This is a genomic window from Sulfurospirillum sp. hDNRA2 (genome assembly GCF_024206095.2).
Classification (GTDB): domain Bacteria; phylum Campylobacterota; class Campylobacteria; order Campylobacterales; family Sulfurospirillaceae; genus Sulfurospirillum.
This window is the reverse complement of record NZ_CP159800.1, coordinates 2,457,018-2,474,393: the sequence shown is the minus strand read 5'-3', so window position 1 is coordinate 2,474,393 and position 17,376 is coordinate 2,457,018. Positions and strand designations below refer to the sequence as shown.

Below are 17,376 nucleotides of genomic sequence, written 5' to 3'. Positions count from 1 at the left end.
CAAGAAGATGAACGATAAACTCAATCAAATTCTTCAAAAGCAACAAAAACAGATTGAAGAGCCTCAAAAAAAAGAGGATGACGTTGTCCAATTGGTAGGATTTATTATCGGGCAAGAAGAGTACGCCGTGCCCATTTTGAGCATTCAAGAGATCATCAAACCGATTGAATATACGCGTGTTCCGAGTGTCCCGACGTATATCTTGGGTGTCTTTAACCTCAGAGGAAGCGTGATCCCGTTGATCGATCTTCGTAGCAAGTTTAAGATGGATCCTTCTAAAGTGACCGAAGAGACGCGTTACATCGTGATGAAAGGTAAAGACAATACCGCCGGTTTCGTGATCGATCGTCTGACTGAGGCGATTCGTATTAAAAGCAGTCGTATCGGACCGCCGCCGGAAACGATTCATGCCGAGAAAGGGCTTGTTTACGGTATCGGTATGCGCGATGAAAATATTTTGACGATTCTTAAAGTCGAAGCTCTGCTCAAACGCGATTTCTAATTAAAAGAGACTACAAACCGTTTTGAGGCTTGTAGTCTCTTTCTTACGCATTTAAAATATCTGCAATCAGTTCAAAATGGTTGGCACTCATGATGTGTGTTTTCGGATGCACGCGTCGCAACGTTTGAAACGTTTGAAGCGAAAGTTCAAACCCTACTTTTTTTTCTTCGTTTTCACCGATTTTTTTTGCATGTAAAAGCTTTTCCGTCCATATATCGGGAACATGAACGCCCGGTACGTGAGCACTTAAAAATTGGGCCGTTCGAAGATGCACGATTGGGAAAAAGCCTAAAATCAATTCGCACGGAGACTCTTTCTTTCCGGAGAGTGTTTTTGCTTCGTCAAAAAGTTCCAAAAGCATACGCGCATTTTCTTCGCTGTAAACGGGTTGCGTGATAATTCCGATCGCTCCGTGGCTAATTTTTGTCGCCATTTTTTTTGCGAGATGCTTAGGCGTATTGGCATGCGCATTGCATACGGCGAACGGATAGATCGGCTTAGGTGGCGTCTTAAACGGTTTTCCGGAGTAGTCGATGCTTGCGTTAAAGCATTGGATAATCTCCATTAAAAGCGTACTGTTTCCCTCAAAAACACCCTTCAGCTGCGGCTGGTCGCTTGCGCCGGCCGGATCGCCCGTAAGGCATAAAATCGTTCGCAAATCGTGTTCATTGGCTCCCAATAAATCAGATTGCAACGCTAATTTGTTGCGATCACGCATACTCATCGTTGCAATGACGGGTTTGTGAAAACGATGCTGGAGTTTGAGGGCACCCATTAAAGCATTGTACTTTAAACGCGCTAAGGGATTGTCGGTCGTGCTAAAGCCGTCTACTTTTTGATCCAATTTCAAAGAAGCTATTTTTTCGATAATCGGTTCGAACGTCGGCTCGTGCATCGGTGTCGTCTCTAGACTTAAGAAAGTATCGCTGCGTAGTTTTTCGATGAAAGATTCAACCATTTTATATCCAATACGTATAACTTTTCCGTATTATAACCAATTGTATTCGAAAACGAAAAAAGCCGGTATCGTTAAAAATTAGGTTTGTGAGTTTAAATTATTTTTGTGGTATACTTAACCATTTTAGTACTACATTACGAGACCGGATTAAAGGAGTTTTCGCATGGCGTATTGGGTCTGGGAGCCGGCATTTTCAGTGGGAATCGCCGTGATTGATAACCAGCATAAACGTATTATCGACTACATTAACGAATTAAATAACGCACTCGTGTACCGTGATTCGGAAAAGGCAAAAGAAGTATTGTCTTACCTCGTCGATTACACGCTTTCGCATTTTTCGTTTGAAGAAAGTTTGATGCAAGAAGCCGGATATGCGATGTTGGAGCCCCATAAAAAAGTTCATGAGTCGTTTATCAAGCGAATCGATTTTTTTAAAGAGCGCTCTTTAAACGGCGAAGAAATTACGCGGCAATTGATGAACGAACTTCAAATTTGGCTGATTAACCATATTCAGCATGACGACAAAGATTATCAAGAAGCCGTGATCGACATGTTAGAAAAAAAACAGATTTCAGCCGCAAAGCAGACGGCAAATGAAGGCTGGCTTAAAACATTGGCTGATACCTTTTTCAAATAACGCCTGCACTTTTATCCCGTGCTTCTTTGCTTGTTTGTCCAATAAAGATTGTAAGCAAGCACGTGTTATAATAGTTTCTTTTATCCACATAAAAAATGCGAAGAGTCGTAAAGGAGCTTGTACGGAATGAAGTTATGCGTTTTTGATTTTGATTCAACGCTTATGGACGGAGAAACGATTGACTTTTTGGCAAAAGAACACGGAGTATTTCGCGAAGTTTCTTCGATTACCGAAGCGGCGATGCGCGGAGAACTCGATTTTTTTGAAAGTTTGAGCACGCGCGTAGGACTTTTAAAAGGGATGAACGCCAAAAAAGCGGAAGAAATTTGTGCTTCGCTTCCATTGATGAACGGTGCGAAAGATGCCATTAAGGGACTGAAAGCGCAAGGCTACAACGTTGTTGTGTTTAGCGGCGGTTTTCGCATTGCTACAACGCCGGCTAAAGCGTTTTTGGATTTTGATGCGGATTTTGCGAATGTCTTACATGTGAAAGATAATCATCTCAGCGGCCGTGTTGGCGGCGATATGATGTTCGGCTTCTCCAAAGGCGACATGTTACGCCGTCTTCAAAATTTGTTACATGTCAGCTACGAAAATACCGTTGCGGTAGGTGACGGAGCCAACGATATTTCGATGTTTGAATGCGCGGCGAAAAAAGTAGCGTTTTGCGCAAAACCGATTTTAAAAAATGCGGCCAATATCGTCATTGACGAAAAAGATATGCGCCGTCTTTTAGATTTTATTTAAGTAAGTAGGTAGTTAACATGTATAAAGACGATATCAAGTTTTCATTGTGGTGCGATTTTGTCGAACGCAGTTTTTTAGAGGGCGAATTTACGGAATTAATCGAGAAAAAAATTATCAACGCGGCAACAAGCAATCCGGCAATTTTCAAGTCGGCTTTTTTAAGCTCTTCGGCTTACGCCGAAGATAAAGCCGCTTTAAAAGGTCGACCGGCTAAGGAAATTTATGAGGCTTTAGCGATTCAAGACGTGACTTTGGCCGCAAGCAAACTTTTACCGTCTTATGAAAAAAACGATGACGGATTTATTAGTATCGAAGTCGATCCTTTTTTATGCGACGACGCTCAAAAGACGATCGAGGAAGGGAAAAGGCTGTTTAAGGCGATCGGATACCCTAACGTGATGATCAAAGTTCCGGCGACGCAAGCGGGATTCGTTGCGATGGAAGCACTTTTGAGTGAAGGCATTAACGTCAATGCGACGCTCATTTTTTCCATCGAGCAAACACATCGTTGTTTGGAAGCTTTTCGCAAAGCGAACGACGCTTTAAAGGCACGAAACGTTCATGCATTGCCGCAAGCCGTCATCAGTATTTTTGTCAGCCGTTTTGATCGTAAACTCGACGATGCGCTAAAAGCGATCGATTTCCCGACCGGAAGAGTCGGCGTCATGAATGCATTACGATGTTATGCCGCGATTCAGCACGACGCTATGCCTAACGTTAGAGCGTTATTTGCCAGTACGGGCGTGAAGGGCAATGCATTAAGTCCGGATTATTATATTAAAGAACTTTTGGTTAAAAATGCGATTAATACGGCTCCTCTTGGAACGATCTACGCTTTTGTCGCCGATACGAGAGACAATCTTGTAGTCGAGGTTCGTACGGACTTAATCGATAACTTTTTTAATGCGTTAGCGGCAAACGGTATTGCAATCGAAAGCGTTTGCGAGGAGCTAATGCACGAAGGACTTGATGCCTTTAAAGAGGCGTTTACGGAGATTTTAGACGCACTAAAATAAGACAAGGGAGTTTCAAAATGAGTGTTGAAGTCAACGTTAATGAACTCACGTTTGAAATGACGAAAAAGCTTAAATTTTATTTGAGTAAATTAGTCGAGCATGAAGGCAGCGATTTACATATCAAAACGGGAACGACGATTCGAGGGCGAATTAACGGTGAAATCGTTCCTTTTACGAAAGAAGCGTTGAGCCATGCCGACGGTTTAACGTTGGCAAAAGAGTTGTTACGAAGTCGTTTCGGCGAGCTGGTCGAAAAGAAAAACATCGACTTTACATTTAAGCTCAACGACGATTATCGTTTCCGTGTTAACATGTTCTTCCAAGTCGACGGCGTTTCGGCGGTATTTCGAACGATTCCGATGGTTTTGCCGACCGTGGAGTCGCTTCATTTACCGCCGATTATTAATACGTTAAGCGATCTTTCCAGAGGACTGATTTTGGTCACGGGACCTACGGGAAGCGGTAAAACGACGACCCTTGCTTCGATTATCAACCGCATCAATAAAACTCAAAGAAAGCATATTATCACGATCGAAGATCCGGTAGAATTTATCTATCAAGACGAAGCATGTATTGTTAACCAGCGTGCGATCGGACAAGATGCGTTAACGTTTTCGGATGCTTTGCGCGCGGCATTACGTGAAGATCCGGACGTCATTCTCGTCGGCGAGATGCGGGATTTGGAGACGATAGAAACTGCGATACATGCCGCAGAAACGGGTCACTTGGTGCTTTCAACCTTGCATACGATCGATGCCAAAGAGACGGTTGGGCGTATTATCGGAATGTTTCCCGGAAACGAACAAAACCGCATTAAGATGTCTTTATCATCGGTTTTGCAAGGCGTCATTGCGCAACGTCTGGTTAAAACCGTGAATCACGGTCGAACGGCGGCAGTGGAAATATTGGTAAAAAACGCTCGAATCGAATCGCTGATCTTGGAAGGAAGAGAGAGTGAAATTCCCGATGCGCTCAAAGAAGGAAAAGAGGTTTATAAAACGCAAACGTTTGATCAATCGCTTTTAAACCTCTATGCGGAAGGAAGAATTTCCCGTGACGAAGCTCTCAAAAGCGCAACCAGCCGCAACGATCTTACGATGGCACTCGATTTTTACGATGCCGATAAGAGTCAAAAAGAGATCCGAAAATCCGAATCTGCGACCAACATCAAAGAGTTGCAAACGTACGATAAAGATATTATCAGTCTTAAAAAATAATTTAGAGAGTTTTTAGATTTGTTTTTATATAATATCTCCCTTATTTTTTACAAAGGAAAACTATGTTAGAAGGCATCATTAGAGATAGTATCGAAAAAAAGGCTACTAAAGCGCTTCGTAGAGATGGATATCTAATTGCTAATATTTACGGTAAAGGTGAACAAAACATCAATGCTGCATTTAAAGCAAACGAATTCATCAAAGCAGCAAAGAGCAAAGACAGCCTCATTTTCCCTGTTAAAGTTGCGGGTACTGAGTACAACGTCGTGATTCAAGATTACCAACGAGATCCAGTCAACAGTAATCTTTTACATGTAGATTTGCGTATTGCACTTCCGGGCGTATTGACGAAATACCTTGTTCCCGTTAAACTTGTCGGCGTACCGAAAGGTACAAAAAATAAAGGCGTTTTGATTCAATCTAAAAAACGTTTAGCGGTTAAATGTACGGCTGAGAATTTACCGAACGACTTTACGATCGACGTAAGCGATCTTGACGTAGGCGATACGGTTCTTGTTCGCGATATTACGGTTCCCGCTAATGTTAAAATCGTTGATGAAACCCGCGTTTCCGTAGCCGGAGTTATTAAAGCGAAGTAACGCTTAATGACACTGATCGTAGGCTTAGGTAACCCTGACTTACAGTATAAAAACAATCGACATAACGTCGGTTTTATGGTCGTCGATGGACTTATCGACGGCCAAACTTCGTGTGAAAAAATTACCAAAACCAATTTTAAAGGCGAGCTTTTCAAAGCGCCTTCCATGCTTTTGCTTAAACCTTCGACCTATATGAACCTTTCCGGAGAGAGCGTACGGGCGGTAAGCGATTATTTTAAACCCGACCACGTGATCGTCATTCACGATGATTTAGACCTTCCTTTCGGAACCCTGCGTTTTAAAATCGGCGGCGGACACGGAGGGCATAACGGGCTTCGTTCGATTGACGCGCATATCGGAGTCGAGTATACGCGGGTTCGTATCGGTATCGGGAAACCGGCACACAAAAGCGATGTGGCAAAATACGTACTTTCCGATTTCTCGGCCTGTCAAAGAAAATTTCTACCCGAAATTCTTGTACATGTCACCAAAAGCGTTCAAGCATTGCTCCTGCACGATTTAAAAGAAGTTTCGCTACAATACTCCCTCAAACAAACGTTATGCGGCGGGGATGAGGTATGAAACTTTTTGAGAAATACATTGTTGTCAATTATCTCAAAAACTTTTTTATTATCTTTATCGCACTCGATCTTTTTTACGTCGGCGTCGATATCCTAACCAACTACAATACGATTCCGGATTCTGCAAATTTACAATTATTGTACGCATTGTTTCAAGGTATGAATGCGGTCAATTACGTTTTGCCTCTTTCGGTTGTTTTCGGAATGATCGTGACCTATTTTAGTATGCTGAAAACAAATGAGCTTATTTGTATGTACGCATCGAGTATTTCTCAAAGAGCGTTTATTCGCCCTTTCGTGATTACGGCGTTAGCGATTACGTTAGGCTATATCGGGCTCAACAGTACCGATTTTGCGTATGCGTATGAATACGGTTCCAATCTTAAAAAGTACAATCGTATCTCAAGCAATTCCGAAGACCTGTTTCTCAAACACAATAATCAATACGTTTATTTTAAAAAACTAGATCCGCTCAAACAAATTGCATACGATATTGCGATTTTCGAAGTCGACCACACGGATTTATCAAAAGTGATACGCGCAGATACGGCGACGTTTATCGATCATTATTGGGTATTGGAAAATGTCACGATCACGCATAAACCGCATGTCGCTTCTTTAGACGATGCGGGCTTAAAAATCGAGAAGGTCGCTAAACTGCAAACAATGCAAGATTTTAAGCCTAAAATTATGGATAACGTCTATCAAAGCGAATATGCTTTGTCCATCAGCGACGGCATCGACGCATTACATTTTTTCGATTCTCAGGGTATCAATACGAGTAAAATTAAAGCGACGCTGTTCTATCAGCTCTTTTTTCCGTTTTTCGCACCGCTTTTGCTGGTTATTTTGTATTTTAAAGCCCCTATTATGGGCAGGTATTACAACAGTGCGCTGATCGCTTCCTTGTTCGCTTTTATTACGCTAATTGTTTGGAGCGGACTTTTTTTATTGAGCCGTTTAGCCGCTAGCGGCGTTTTATTTTCGGAAGTTGCTATTTTACTTCCGATTGTTCTTTTAGTGTTTACCGCTCTTTATTTCTACACCAAACATTAAAGGGTTTAATCGTTTTTTGTTGAACTTTTCGATAAAATAAAGCAGTTATCTCTATTAAGGTTCACAATGACGAAATTTTCTGCTTTAGCTCAACAATACGGTACGCCTTTATACGTTTACGATTTTGACGTGATTTCCCAAAAATTTTTAGCACTTAAAGAGGTTTTTAAAGCGCGTAAATCGTTAATTTGCTTCGCACTAAAAGCCAATTCTAATCTTTCGGTTTTAAAGCATATGGCAGATTTAGGCGCTGGATGCGATTGTGTCTCGATCGGAGAGGTCAAACGTGCTTTAAAAGCAGGCGTTCCTAAATATAAAATTATCTTTAGCGGTGTCGGCAAACGAGACGACGAGATCGAAGAAGCGCTTAAAAGCGATATTTTGATGCTCAATTTAGAGAGTGAAGAAGAGATGAAGCGTGTTGAAACCATTGCGTCGAATTTAGGCGTAGTCGCACGTATTAGTATTCGCGTCAATCCCAATATCGATCCCAAAACGCATCCGTATATTTCGACGGGATTGCATGAAAACAAGTTCGGCGTCGATGTTGAAAGCGCAAAACGTATGTACCTTTACGCTAAAAATGTATCTTCGCTTGATCCCGTAGGAATCCATTTTCATATCGGAAGTCAAATTACCGACGTAACGCCGTTTAAAGAAGCGGCCGTCGTACTTGCGAATCTGGTGCGCAGCTTGAAAGCTTTGAACGTCGACATTAAATTTTTCGACGTCGGCGGCGGAATCGGCATTCGTTATAACGACGAAGAGACAATCGCGCTTTACGATTACGCCCAAGCGATTTTTAGTGCGATGAGTGGGCTTGACGTCACCTTAGTATGCGAGCCGGGACGCTATTTGGTCGGCGATTGCGGTTTCTTCTTAACACGGGTTTTGTACGAAAAGCAAAACGGTCATAAGCGTTTCGTGATTATCGACGGCGCTATGAACGATCTGATTCGTCCGAGCCTTTACCAAGCGTATCACGAAATTGAAGCCGAAGGAAAATCGAAGGAGCATACGAGTCTGTGCGACGTTGTTGGACCGATTTGCGAAAGCGGTGATTTTTTTGCGAAAAATATTGCATTGCCGCCTCTGGAACACGACGATCTTTTGATCGTAAAGAGTGCCGGTGCCTACGGTTTTGCAATGAGTAGCAATTATAATTCTCGTGCGCGTGTCGCCGAGGTTGCGTTGGAGCAAGGAGAAGGACGTTTGATTCGTCGACGCGAAAGTTTCGAGGATATGATCGCTTTGGAAGAAGCGTATATGTAAGGGTAAGCCTTACATGTGAAAAAAATGAGTGTATGATTAAAGGGTATGGTATGAAAGAGATCGAGACGTATCGAAAACAAATCGATGAGATCGACAACCAAATTTTAAAATTTTTAAACGATCGTATGGAAATCGTCAAAGAGATTGGACGTGTCAAGCAAACGAGCGGGACGTCAATTTACCGTCCTGAACGTGAAAAAGAGATTTTGGATCGTCTAAAATTGCTGAACAAAGGCGCACTCAATCCTCAGGCGATCGACGCTATTTTTTTGGAAGTTTTTGCCGTCAGCCGCAATTTGGAATTTCCGGAAAAGATTGCGTATTTAGGGCCGGAGGGAAGCTATACGCATCAAGTGGCGGAGAGCCGTTTCGGAGCTATGGGCAATTACATCGGCGTAAGTTCGATTGAAGCGGTTTTTCATGCGTTGGAAAACAAAGAAGCAAAATACGGAGTCGTTCCGGTCGAAAACAATACCGAAGGTGCGGTAGGAACGACGCTTGACTGCTTGGGGAAATTTAGTGCCAAAATCGTTGCGGAAATTTACATGGATATTCATCACTCGTTCGCAACCGCGTGCGAGGATATTAAAAAGGTAAAACGCATCTACTCCCATCCGCAGGGCTACAATCAGTGTCGGCGATTTTTAGAAGAACATATGCTCTTAGGCATTGAGTTCGTACCTACAAAATCCACGGCCGAAGCCGCACGCAAAGCGAGTGAAGAAGAGGGAGCTGCTGCGATTTGTTCACATATTGCGGCAAAATTGTGCAATTTACCGATACTTTTCGGAAAAATCGAAGACAATTTAGCGAATCAAACGCGCTTTTTAATTCTCAGCGATTTTAAAAATAAAAAAAGTATTCATAACAAAACGTCGATTTTGGCAAAGACGGACGATAAACCGGGCGGGTTGGTCGAATTTTTGCAGACGTTTCAAGCTCAAAAAGTGAATCTTACGAAGATTGAATCGCGTCCGACGAAAGAAAGAGGCTTTCAATCGATGTTTTATATGGATTTTGAGGGACATATCGATGATGAAAATGTCCAAAGAGTGATCGAAGAAAACAAAGATCGCTATGATATTAAATGGCTCGGTAGCTATATTTGCGGAGGATGAAAAATGCAATTTAACGGGGTTTTAGCAAATTTAAAAACGTATGAAGCGGGTAAACCGATTGAACTTGTCGTACGAGAATACGGTATTGAGGCCAAAGACGTTATCAAACTGGCGAGTAACGAAAATCCGAGAGGATGCAGCCCGAAAGTGATCGAAGCGGTACGTGCGGAAGCCGTACATATGAATCGTTATCCCGATGATAGTATGTATGAACTCAAAGAGGCTTTAGCGCACATGTATCGCGTCAAAGATAAAAATATTATCATCGGCTCGGGAAGCGACCAAGTGATTGAAATGGCGATTCATGCTAAAGCCAATGCCGGTACGAAAGTTTTAATGGCGGGAATTACGTTCGCGATGTATGAAATTTATACGTTACAAACAGGTGCCAAAGTACTTAAAACGCCATCCGCCAGACACAATTTGAAAGAGATGTTGGAAATTTACAAAGCCAATCCGGATATTTCTATCATTATGCTTTGTATTCCAAACAATCCTTTGGGCGAGTGTTTAGACGCTAAAGACGTGTACACATTTTTAGATCAGATCGATCGCGAAACCTTGGTGGTTGTCGATGCGGCGTATTTGGAATACGCACGTTTTAAAGATCCCGCTAAAAATATCGATGCACATGATTTGATTAGCAAATATCCTAACGCGATCTATACGGGAACGTTTTCAAAAGCATACGGATTGGGCGGTATGCGTTGCGGATACGGCATTGCTCAGCCTGAGATGATTCAAGCTTTTTTAAAACTGAGAGCACCTTTTAATATTACCAGTCTGACGCTCAAAGCGGCTATTGTCGCCCTGAGCGATCAAGCGTTTGTCGAGGCTTCCGTTCGTGAAAATTTTGAGCAAATGAAAGCGTACGAAGCGTTTGCCGAAGAACTCGGGTTTAAATCGATGGAAAGTTACACAAACTTTATCGTTTTAGAGTTTGATGCTACGAAAAACTCCGCAGAGATAGCACAAAAGTTGATGGAAAAAGGTATAATCGTTAGAAACTTAGGCTCGTACGGTATGAACGCGATTCGTGTCACTATCGGAACGCCGGAACAAAACGCACGCTTTTTTGAATGCTTTAAAACCCTTTATAAATAAGAGAGATCCATGGAGTTTAGAACGCTTTTAAATCAGATAGCGACGCTTATTCAAAACTTAACGTTACGCCAGCGCATCGTTGCGGCTATGTCTATTGTCGTGCTGATCGGTTTTTTAGTGTTTTTAATGTTGTATAAAAACAGCAACTCTTCCAATACGAGTGGGTATAGCGTTCTATTTGAAAATACCACAGCGGGCGATTCGGCGTTGATTATTCAACAACTCGAAAAAGATAAGGTGCCTTATAAAATTTTAAACGAAGGAACGATAGCCGTTCCCTCGGAGATGGTGCATAAACAACGTATTGCTATCGCCGCACAAGGTATCCCGAAAAACAGTAAAGTCGGCTTTGAAATTTTTGATAAAACAGAATTCGGTGCAACCGATTTTGAACAAAAAATAAAGTATATCCGCGCTTTGGAAGGTGAACTGGCTCGTACGATCGAAAGCTTAGGTCCGATTGCCAATGCAAGCGTGCATATCGCTGTACCCAAAGAGACGGTTTTTGCACAAAAGCAAGCCTCACCTACCGCATCGGTCGTCTTAAATATTCGATCGGGAATGAGCCTTTCTTTAAAACAAATTACGGGTATTAAAAACCTTATTGCCGCATCGATTGCCAATCTTACGGCAGAAAACGTCTCGATCGTTAATCAAGACGGAGAACCTTTAGGCGATAACGACAGCAATTTATTTCAAGGCGAACTTGTTAAAAGTCAAATCCGTTATAAAAAAGAGTTTGAACACAATATTGAACAGAAAATTATTAACGTATTGGCCCCCGTTATCGGCGGTATCGATAAAGTCAACGCTAAAGTAACGATTGATTTTGATTTTTCGCAACAAGATTCCGTCAGTGAAATTTACGATCCCAATTCGGTACCGAGAAGCGAACAAAGCATCGAAGAAAAACGTGAAGGCAAAGAACCTCAAGACGTCGGAGGCGTACCGGGTGCTATTAGCAATATCGGTCCGGTGCAAGGGTTAGAGAGTACGAAAAAGGGTGAAACATACCAAAAAAGTTCGACCACGACGAATTATGAAATTTCTAAAAAAGTTGTTAACTCCAAAGACGAATTTGCCAAAATTAAACGCATTACTGCCGCAGTCGTCGTTGACGGTGCGTATAAATACGGTTTAGACGAAAAAGGAAATAAAAAAAGCGAATTAGAATACACGCCTTTGAGTAAAGAGCAGATGGACGCTATTCGTGATATCGTACGCCAAACGGTAGGGTATAACGCGACGCGAGGCGATGAAGTGACCGTCAGTAATTTCGAGTTTAAACCGCTCTCAAGCGACGGAACGCGTGTTGCGACGAAAGACTTTATGGACAAAGTCTCACGCTATGTTACGCCGCTGGTTCCCTTGCTTAAATATCTTATGGTTGCAATTTTACTCTTCGTTTTCTACAAAAAAGTTATTCTTCCGTTTAGCCAAAAAATGGTTGAAACAAAGTTGGACGATTTCGAAGATGAGGTTGAACCGATTAAACTAGACGAAGAAGAGGGTGCGGAAGATACGTTAGAAAAATTCAAACAGGCGCGTAAAAAAGTCGAAGATCAATTGGGCATCGGGCAAGACTTTAATGAAGAAAGTTTAAAATACGACGTCTTGCTTGAGAAACTGAAACATTTGGCGGAACAAAAGAGTGAGGAGTTTGCCTCTTTATTGCAATCGATGATTCGTAACGAAGGCGATTTTGATACGCGTAATAGTTCAAAGGATCTTGGATAATGAAATTAACGGAAGAGCAAAAAACCCTTTACAATGAACTAACTATGGCGGAAAAAGCGGCTATTTTATTGATACAACTCGGGGAGGATTCTACGGCAAATCTTTTTTCACATATGGAAATCGATGTCGTAACGGATATCTCCAAATATATCGCAACGGCAAAAAATATTGATAAAGCCGTTGCCAATGCCGTGTTAGAAGAGTTTTACGTTATTCTTCAGTCTAATCAATATATTCGAAGCGGAGGCTTGGAATACGCAAAAGAGATCTTATACCGAACGTTCGGTGCCGAAGATGCACAAAAAATTTTAGATAAGCTCTCTAAATCGATGGAAAATTCGCAAAGCTTTGGGTATCTTTCCCAAATTAAGCCCCAACAGTTGGGTGATTTTATTATCAATGAGCATCCTCAGACCGTGGCACTTATTTTGGCGCATATGGATCCTACAAGTGCAGCAGAGACGCTCTCTTTTTTCCCCGATCAGCTTAGAAGCGAAGTAACAATCAGAATGGCAAACCTCGGCGAAATTTCACCCTCCGTCGTTAAACGTGTTTCGGCAGTATTGGAAAACAAACTTGAATCGTTGACGTCGTATAAGGTTGAAGTCGGCGGTCCAAGAGCCGTTGCCGAAATTCTTAACCGTTTGGGACAAAAAGCATCTAAAACGACGATTGCTTATATTGAGCAGGCCGATGAAAAATTAGCATCGGTTATCAAAGATATGATGTTTACGTTTGAAGATATTATGAAACTTGATGGGAATGCGGTACGAGAAATTCTAAAAGTTGCCGATAAACGCGATTTGATGATTGCTTTAAAAGGATCAATCGACGATCTCAAACGCAAATTTTTCGACAACATGTCTCAACGTGCTCAAGAAGCATTTGTCGAGGAGATGAACTTCCTTGGTGCGGTGCGCGTCAAGGACGTTGAAGAAGCTCAACGTAAAATTGTCGAAGAGGTGCAAAAACTGGCCGAGCAAGGCGTATTACAAATCGGCGAAGCCGAAGAAATGATAGGTTAAGATGGCAGATAATATTATTGATAAAGATCGCATTGACGACCATTCGATTCAGCGTTATCGTTTTAAAGTCTTAGGTACAAACGGGAACCTCGATCCTATCGTCACGACGCAAGACGAATACATGCAAGATGCTTTTGAACCGCAAGAAATTAAAACGCCTTCCGATGAAATCGTTACGATTACACGTATTGAAGAGGGTGCACAAAATCAATTTATCGAAGAACTTTTAAAAAAAACCGATGAATTGACGTCGAATGTCGTTAAATTACAAATTCAAATCGAAAAACAAGAACAAGATTTTAGCAAGCGACTCACGGAAGAGTTAACGCGTGAAAGAGAAAATGCCTATGCGCAAGGGTATCAAAAAGCAAAAGACGAGTCTGAGAGCGTGCTCTCCGAGATAAAATCGCGTTATCTTAAATCAATTATGCATTTAGATACGCTTTATAAAAGTATCGATGAAAAATTGGAAAAAATTGAAACCGATATGAGTATCAGCGCTTTTGAAATTGCTAAAGAAGTGATTAAAAAAGAGATAGCAAGCTCAAGCTCCCAAGTAGCGGCTTCTTTGTCAAAAGCTTTGCTCAAAGAAGTTAAAGAAGCGATGAAAATCGAACTCAAGGTCAATCCGAAAGATTTTGATTTTCTAAAAGAACTCTATGCGGGAGAAGAGAAAATTACGGTGGTTCCCGACGATGCCGTTACTTTAGGCGGCGTTATCGTTTTGAGCGACGTTGGGAATCTTGACGGTAATTTAGCCGTACGTTTAGAAAAAGTAAAATATTTGTTACAAGAAAATTAAGAAGTATTGGAAACTATGAAAGAGCTACGAAAACAATCGATTGAGGAATTAACCCGTTTATGTGAAGAGATTAGGCAAAAAATTATTCAAACGGTCAGTCATAACGGAGGGCATTTAAGCAGTAACGTCGGAGCCGTTGAGCTTATCGTTGCGATGCATTACGTATTTGATGCTCAAAGCGATCCTTTTATTTTCGATGTGAGCCATCAGGCATATACGCACAAGCTTTTAACCGATCGATGGGGACGGTTTGATACGCTTCGAACTTTGGACGGTATTAGCGGTTATACAAGACCGGATGAGTCTCCTTACGATTATTTTATCGCAGGGCATAGTTCGACGTCGATTTCCCTAGCCGTAGGAGCCGCTAAAGCAATTGCATTAAAGGGTGAACAGACAAAACGCCTTCCGGTCGCATTAATCGGCGACGGTTCTTTAAGTGCGGGAATGGTATATGAAGCATTAAACGAGTTAGGCGATAGACGTTATCCTGTCGTAATTATCCTGAACGATAATAAAATGAGTATCGCAAAACCTATCGGAGCTATCAGTAAATTTCTTTCTCAAGCCATGGCCGGAGATTTTTATCAAAAAATTAAAAAAACAACCGAACAGATTTTACAGTACCTCCCCGAAAGTGCCACGTATATGGCGAAAAAATTTGAAGAGAGTTTTAAACTGATTACGCCGGGAATTTTGTTTGAAGAGTTAGGTATCGATTATATCGGTCCGATTGACGGACATGACTTAGAAAGCCTTATTCGCGCGATGCAATCGGCTCGTAGCCTTAAAAAGCCCGTTATTATTCATGCACAGACCCTTAAGGGAAAAGGGTATGAAATGGCGGAAGGGTATTATGAAAAATGGCACGGCGTGGGACCATTTGACGTTGCAAGCGGCGAAGCGATCAAGCAAGGTGTAAGTAAAAATGCCACAACGATGTATTCGGAAGCATTGATGGCTCTGGCAAAAGAGCATGACAATGTCGTCGGTGTTACTGCCGCAATGCCGAGTGGAACGGGTTTGTCTCCGTTAATTCAAGCGTATCCCAATCGTTTTTGGGATGTAGCGATTGCCGAACAACATGCCGTTACGTCGATGTGTTCTATGGCAAAAGAGGGTTTTAAACCTTTCGTAAGTATTTACTCTACTTTTTTACAACGAGCATACGACCAAGTGATTCATGATGCCTGTATTTTGAATTTGAACGTTGTTTTTGCGATTGATAGAGCCGGCATTGTCGGTGAAGACGGTGAAACGCATCAAGGAGCTTTTGATATTTCGTATTTAAGCGCAATTCCGAATATGACGCTGATGGCACCGCGTGATGAAGCAAGTATGCATGAAGCGCTACGCTATGCGTATATGCATGAAGGTCCTCTTGCTATTCGCTATCCAAGAGGTTCTTTCGGCGACTGTAGTGCTTTTGCCTCTCTACCGTTTGAATATGCAAAAGCACAAACCTTACAAGAAGGAAAAGACTCGATTCTTTTGGTCGGCTATGGAAGTGGCGTGGGAAAAGCGGTTGAGGTTGCGCACCTTTTGGAAGAACAAGGCATTCAAGTCGGTCTTGTTGACTTACGTTTTGCAAAGCCGTTAGACGAAACGACGTTATTGTCACTTTCAAAGAATTACGAAACATGGTACGTGATAAGCGATAGCGCTAAAATAGGCGGTATCGGTACGCTACTGTTATCGTTTAAAGAAAAATATGATTTATCCGCTAAAATCCATACTTTTGAGTACGAAGATGCCTTTATTACACATGGAGAAACGCATCTTGTTGAAGAGCGGCTCGGCATTTCGGCACCGCAAATCGCTCAGAGAATTCTACTATTGTATAATAATAAATAAAAAATATTAATTAGAAATTTTTCATCTAATTTGAACGATCGTATGGCATGATATAGAAAATTTTTAAAGAGGAGGGGGATGAGATGAACGATTTTATTCAGCTACTCAAAAGCAAAGAACTTAAAGCAACGCCCCAACGCATTTCTGTTTTAAAAGAACTGGATAAAAAAACGCATCCGACCATCGACGATTTATACGATTCCCTTAAAAAAGAAAACCCTTCTATGTCGCTTGCGACGGTTTATAAAAACCTTGCGATGTTAAAAGAAAAAGGCGTGGTTATCGAGGTGAACGTTGCCGACGGTAAAATGCGTTACGATATTTATTCAAAACCTCATATTCACGTGGTTTGTTCGTCTTGCGGCGCAATCGAGGATAGCGATTACGATCAAAATTTATTCGATTATCAAGCGGCATTGGAAGAAAAGCAAAATATTCATATTTTACGCATGGATGTTATTGCTTCCGTTTCGCATTGTCGATTTTGTAAATAGAGAATGTTGAGAGAGTTAAAGAAAAAGAAAGAGAGCTAATGCTCTCTTTCTTAAAGATTAAAGTTTATCGGAGTTATGTGCAAGATAGTCTGCAACACCTTCAGTCGTCGCCTTCATGCCTTTATCGCCTTTTTGCCAACCGGCAGGGCATACTTCACCGTACTCGTTCGTAAAGAGCATCGTATCGATCATCCTTAGCATTTCATCGATATTTCTACCAAGCGGTAAATCGTTAATGACTGCATGTCTTACAGTACCGTCTTTGTCGATCAAAAACGATCCGCGTAGTGCAACACCTTCTTGGAATAGTACGTCGTAGTCACGGGAAATTTGTTTAGTAATATCCGCAACCAGTGGGAATTTAACTTGTCCGATTCCACCGTGGTCAACCGGTGTATTTTTCCATGCAAAGTGCGAAAATTGAGAATCGATTGATACGCCGATAACATTAATACCGCGGCTTGTAAATTCTCCTAAACGCTTATCGAAAGCGATAATTTCGGAAGGGCATACGAACGTAAAATCCAAAGGGTAAAAGAAAAGTACGGTTCCTTTGGAGCCAAAATTTTGATAGAGGTTGAAATTATCCACAATTTGATTATCGCCTAAAACAGCCGTCGCCGTAAAATCCGGAGCTTTATTGGTAACTAACATGTA

General features: G+C 41.7%; 18 protein-coding genes. 16 read left to right on the top strand and 2 right to left on the bottom strand.

The features are described 5' to 3' along the window. Positions 1 to 7 precede the first annotated feature (7 nt). Positions 8 to 502, top strand: a complete 495-nt coding sequence (locus NL930_RS12200) for a chemotaxis protein CheW (protein ID WP_039671963.1) — start codon at positions 8 to 10, stop codon at positions 500 to 502. A 43-nt stretch (positions 503 to 545) separates the two neighbouring features. Here NL930_RS12200 and NL930_RS12195 read toward each other — a convergent pair whose 3' ends face one another. Beyond that, the gene (locus NL930_RS12195; RefSeq protein WP_039671964.1) at positions 546 to 1,460 is read right to left on the bottom strand and encodes a methylenetetrahydrofolate reductase; all 915 of its coding nucleotides are present in this window, start codon (positions 1,458 to 1,460) and stop codon (positions 546 to 548) included. 163 nt (positions 1,461 to 1,623) lie between these two features. Between NL930_RS12195 and NL930_RS12190 the strand changes: the two genes are divergently transcribed. The 15 genes from NL930_RS12190 (at position 1,624) to NL930_RS12120 (ending at position 16,719) form a co-directional block, all read left to right on the top strand. Beyond that, positions 1,624 to 2,097, top strand: coding sequence for a bacteriohemerythrin (locus tag NL930_RS12190; protein ID WP_039671965.1), 474 nt, complete (start codon positions 1,624 to 1,626; stop codon positions 2,095 to 2,097). A gap of 126 nt (positions 2,098 to 2,223) precedes the next feature. Beyond that, a complete protein-coding gene (gene serB / locus NL930_RS12185; protein ID WP_039671966.1) occupies positions 2,224 to 2,844 on the top strand; it encodes a phosphoserine phosphatase SerB in 621 nt (206 codons plus the stop codon). A 17-nt stretch (positions 2,845 to 2,861) separates the two neighbouring features. Continuing rightward, a complete protein-coding gene (locus NL930_RS12180) occupies positions 2,862 to 3,860 on the top strand; it encodes a transaldolase (protein ID WP_039671967.1) in 999 nt (332 codons plus the stop codon). A gap of 17 nt (positions 3,861 to 3,877) precedes the next feature. Continuing rightward, positions 3,878 to 5,077: a type IV pilus twitching motility protein PilT gene (locus tag NL930_RS12175; protein ID WP_039671968.1), complete on the top strand. Its 1,200-nt coding sequence runs from the start codon at positions 3,878 to 3,880 to the stop codon at positions 5,075 to 5,077. 62 nt (positions 5,078 to 5,139) lie between these two features. After that, positions 5,140 to 5,676, top strand: coding sequence for a 50S ribosomal protein L25/general stress protein Ctc (locus NL930_RS12170; protein WP_039671969.1), 537 nt, complete (start codon positions 5,140 to 5,142; stop codon positions 5,674 to 5,676). 6 nt (positions 5,677 to 5,682) lie between these two features. After that, positions 5,683 to 6,258 (top strand): aminoacyl-tRNA hydrolase, encoded by a 576-nt coding sequence (pth, locus tag NL930_RS12165; protein WP_039671970.1) that lies wholly within the window; start codon positions 5,683 to 5,685, stop codon positions 6,256 to 6,258. Beyond that, positions 6,255 to 7,313: an LptF/LptG family permease gene (locus tag NL930_RS12160; protein WP_254376843.1), complete on the top strand. Its 1,059-nt coding sequence runs from the start codon at positions 6,255 to 6,257 to the stop codon at positions 7,311 to 7,313. Before pth ends, NL930_RS12160 begins: the two co-directional genes overlap by 4 nt. Before the next feature lie 66 nt (positions 7,314 to 7,379). Then, positions 7,380 to 8,585 carry a diaminopimelate decarboxylase gene (lysA, locus tag NL930_RS12155; RefSeq protein WP_039671972.1) on the top strand — a complete coding sequence of 402 codons (1,206 nt, stop codon included), beginning with the start codon at positions 7,380 to 7,382 and terminating at the stop codon, positions 8,583 to 8,585. Positions 8,586 to 8,635: 50 nt separating this feature from the next. After that, the gene (gene pheA, locus NL930_RS12150; RefSeq protein ID WP_041963506.1) at positions 8,636 to 9,703 is read left to right on the top strand and encodes a prephenate dehydratase; all 1,068 of its coding nucleotides are present in this window, start codon (positions 8,636 to 8,638) and stop codon (positions 9,701 to 9,703) included. Between the two features lie 3 nt (positions 9,704 to 9,706). Continuing rightward, positions 9,707 to 10,807: a histidinol-phosphate transaminase gene (gene hisC, locus NL930_RS12145; protein ID WP_254376842.1), complete on the top strand. Its 1,101-nt coding sequence runs from the start codon at positions 9,707 to 9,709 to the stop codon at positions 10,805 to 10,807. A gap of 9 nt (positions 10,808 to 10,816) precedes the next feature. After that, positions 10,817 to 12,544, top strand: a complete 1,728-nt coding sequence (gene fliF, locus NL930_RS12140; protein ID WP_254376841.1) for a flagellar basal-body MS-ring/collar protein FliF — start codon at positions 10,817 to 10,819, stop codon at positions 12,542 to 12,544. Beyond that, positions 12,541 to 13,569, top strand: a complete 1,029-nt coding sequence (fliG, locus tag NL930_RS12135; RefSeq protein ID WP_254376977.1) for a flagellar motor switch protein FliG — start codon at positions 12,541 to 12,543, stop codon at positions 13,567 to 13,569. Before fliF ends, fliG begins: the two co-directional genes overlap by 4 nt. A 1-nt stretch (position 13,570) precedes the next feature. Then, entirely contained in the window at positions 13,571 to 14,371 is an 801-nt protein-coding gene (gene fliH / locus NL930_RS12130; RefSeq protein ID WP_254376840.1) for a flagellar assembly protein FliH, read from the top strand. Between the two features lie 15 nt (positions 14,372 to 14,386). After that, complete coding sequence (gene dxs, locus NL930_RS12125) at positions 14,387 to 16,225, top strand: 1-deoxy-D-xylulose-5-phosphate synthase (RefSeq protein ID WP_254376839.1); 1,839 nt, start codon at positions 14,387 to 14,389, stop codon at positions 16,223 to 16,225. A gap of 83 nt (positions 16,226 to 16,308) precedes the next feature. Continuing rightward, a complete protein-coding gene (locus tag NL930_RS12120; RefSeq protein ID WP_254376838.1) occupies positions 16,309 to 16,719 on the top strand; it encodes a Fur family transcriptional regulator in 411 nt (136 codons plus the stop codon). A 57-nt stretch (positions 16,720 to 16,776) separates the two neighbouring features. On the opposite strand, the gene NL930_RS12115 is transcribed toward NL930_RS12120, so the two are convergent. Then, the gene (locus NL930_RS12115; RefSeq protein WP_039671980.1) at positions 16,777 to 17,373 is read right to left on the bottom strand and encodes a peroxiredoxin; all 597 of its coding nucleotides are present in this window, start codon (positions 17,371 to 17,373) and stop codon (positions 16,777 to 16,779) included. Positions 17,374 to 17,376 lie beyond the last annotated feature (3 nt).

Excerpts from the sequence above, each read along its gene's own strand:
- NL930_RS12200 (WP_039671963.1), top strand. The coding sequence starts at position 8 with ATGAACGATAAACTCAATCAAATTCTTCAAAAGCAACAAAAACAGATT.
- NL930_RS12195 (WP_039671964.1), bottom strand. The coding sequence starts at position 1,460 with ATGGTTGAATCTTTCATCGAAAAACTACGCAGCGATACTTTCTTAAGT.
- NL930_RS12190 (WP_039671965.1), top strand. The coding sequence starts at position 1,624 with ATGGCGTATTGGGTCTGGGAGCCGGCATTTTCAGTGGGAATCGCCGTG.
- serB (WP_039671966.1), top strand. The coding sequence starts at position 2,224 with ATGAAGTTATGCGTTTTTGATTTTGATTCAACGCTTATGGACGGAGAA.
- NL930_RS12180 (WP_039671967.1), top strand. The coding sequence starts at position 2,862 with ATGTATAAAGACGATATCAAGTTTTCATTGTGGTGCGATTTTGTCGAA.
- NL930_RS12175 (WP_039671968.1), top strand. The coding sequence starts at position 3,878 with ATGAGTGTTGAAGTCAACGTTAATGAACTCACGTTTGAAATGACGAAA.
- NL930_RS12170 (WP_039671969.1), top strand. The coding sequence starts at position 5,140 with ATGTTAGAAGGCATCATTAGAGATAGTATCGAAAAAAAGGCTACTAAA.
- pth (WP_039671970.1), top strand. The coding sequence starts at position 5,683 with ATGACACTGATCGTAGGCTTAGGTAACCCTGACTTACAGTATAAAAAC.
- NL930_RS12160 (WP_254376843.1), top strand. The coding sequence starts at position 6,255 with ATGAAACTTTTTGAGAAATACATTGTTGTCAATTATCTCAAAAACTTT.
- lysA (WP_039671972.1), top strand. The coding sequence starts at position 7,380 with ATGACGAAATTTTCTGCTTTAGCTCAACAATACGGTACGCCTTTATAC.
- pheA (WP_041963506.1), top strand. The coding sequence starts at position 8,636 with ATGAAAGAGATCGAGACGTATCGAAAACAAATCGATGAGATCGACAAC.
- hisC (WP_254376842.1), top strand. The coding sequence starts at position 9,707 with ATGCAATTTAACGGGGTTTTAGCAAATTTAAAAACGTATGAAGCGGGT.
- fliF (WP_254376841.1), top strand. The coding sequence starts at position 10,817 with ATGGAGTTTAGAACGCTTTTAAATCAGATAGCGACGCTTATTCAAAAC.
- fliH (WP_254376840.1), top strand. The coding sequence starts at position 13,571 with ATGGCAGATAATATTATTGATAAAGATCGCATTGACGACCATTCGATT.
- dxs (WP_254376839.1), top strand. The coding sequence starts at position 14,387 with ATGAAAGAGCTACGAAAACAATCGATTGAGGAATTAACCCGTTTATGT.
- NL930_RS12120 (WP_254376838.1), top strand. The coding sequence starts at position 16,309 with ATGAACGATTTTATTCAGCTACTCAAAAGCAAAGAACTTAAAGCAACG.
- NL930_RS12115 (WP_039671980.1), bottom strand. The coding sequence starts at position 17,373 with ATGTTAGTTACCAATAAAGCTCCGGATTTTACGGCGACGGCTGTTTTA.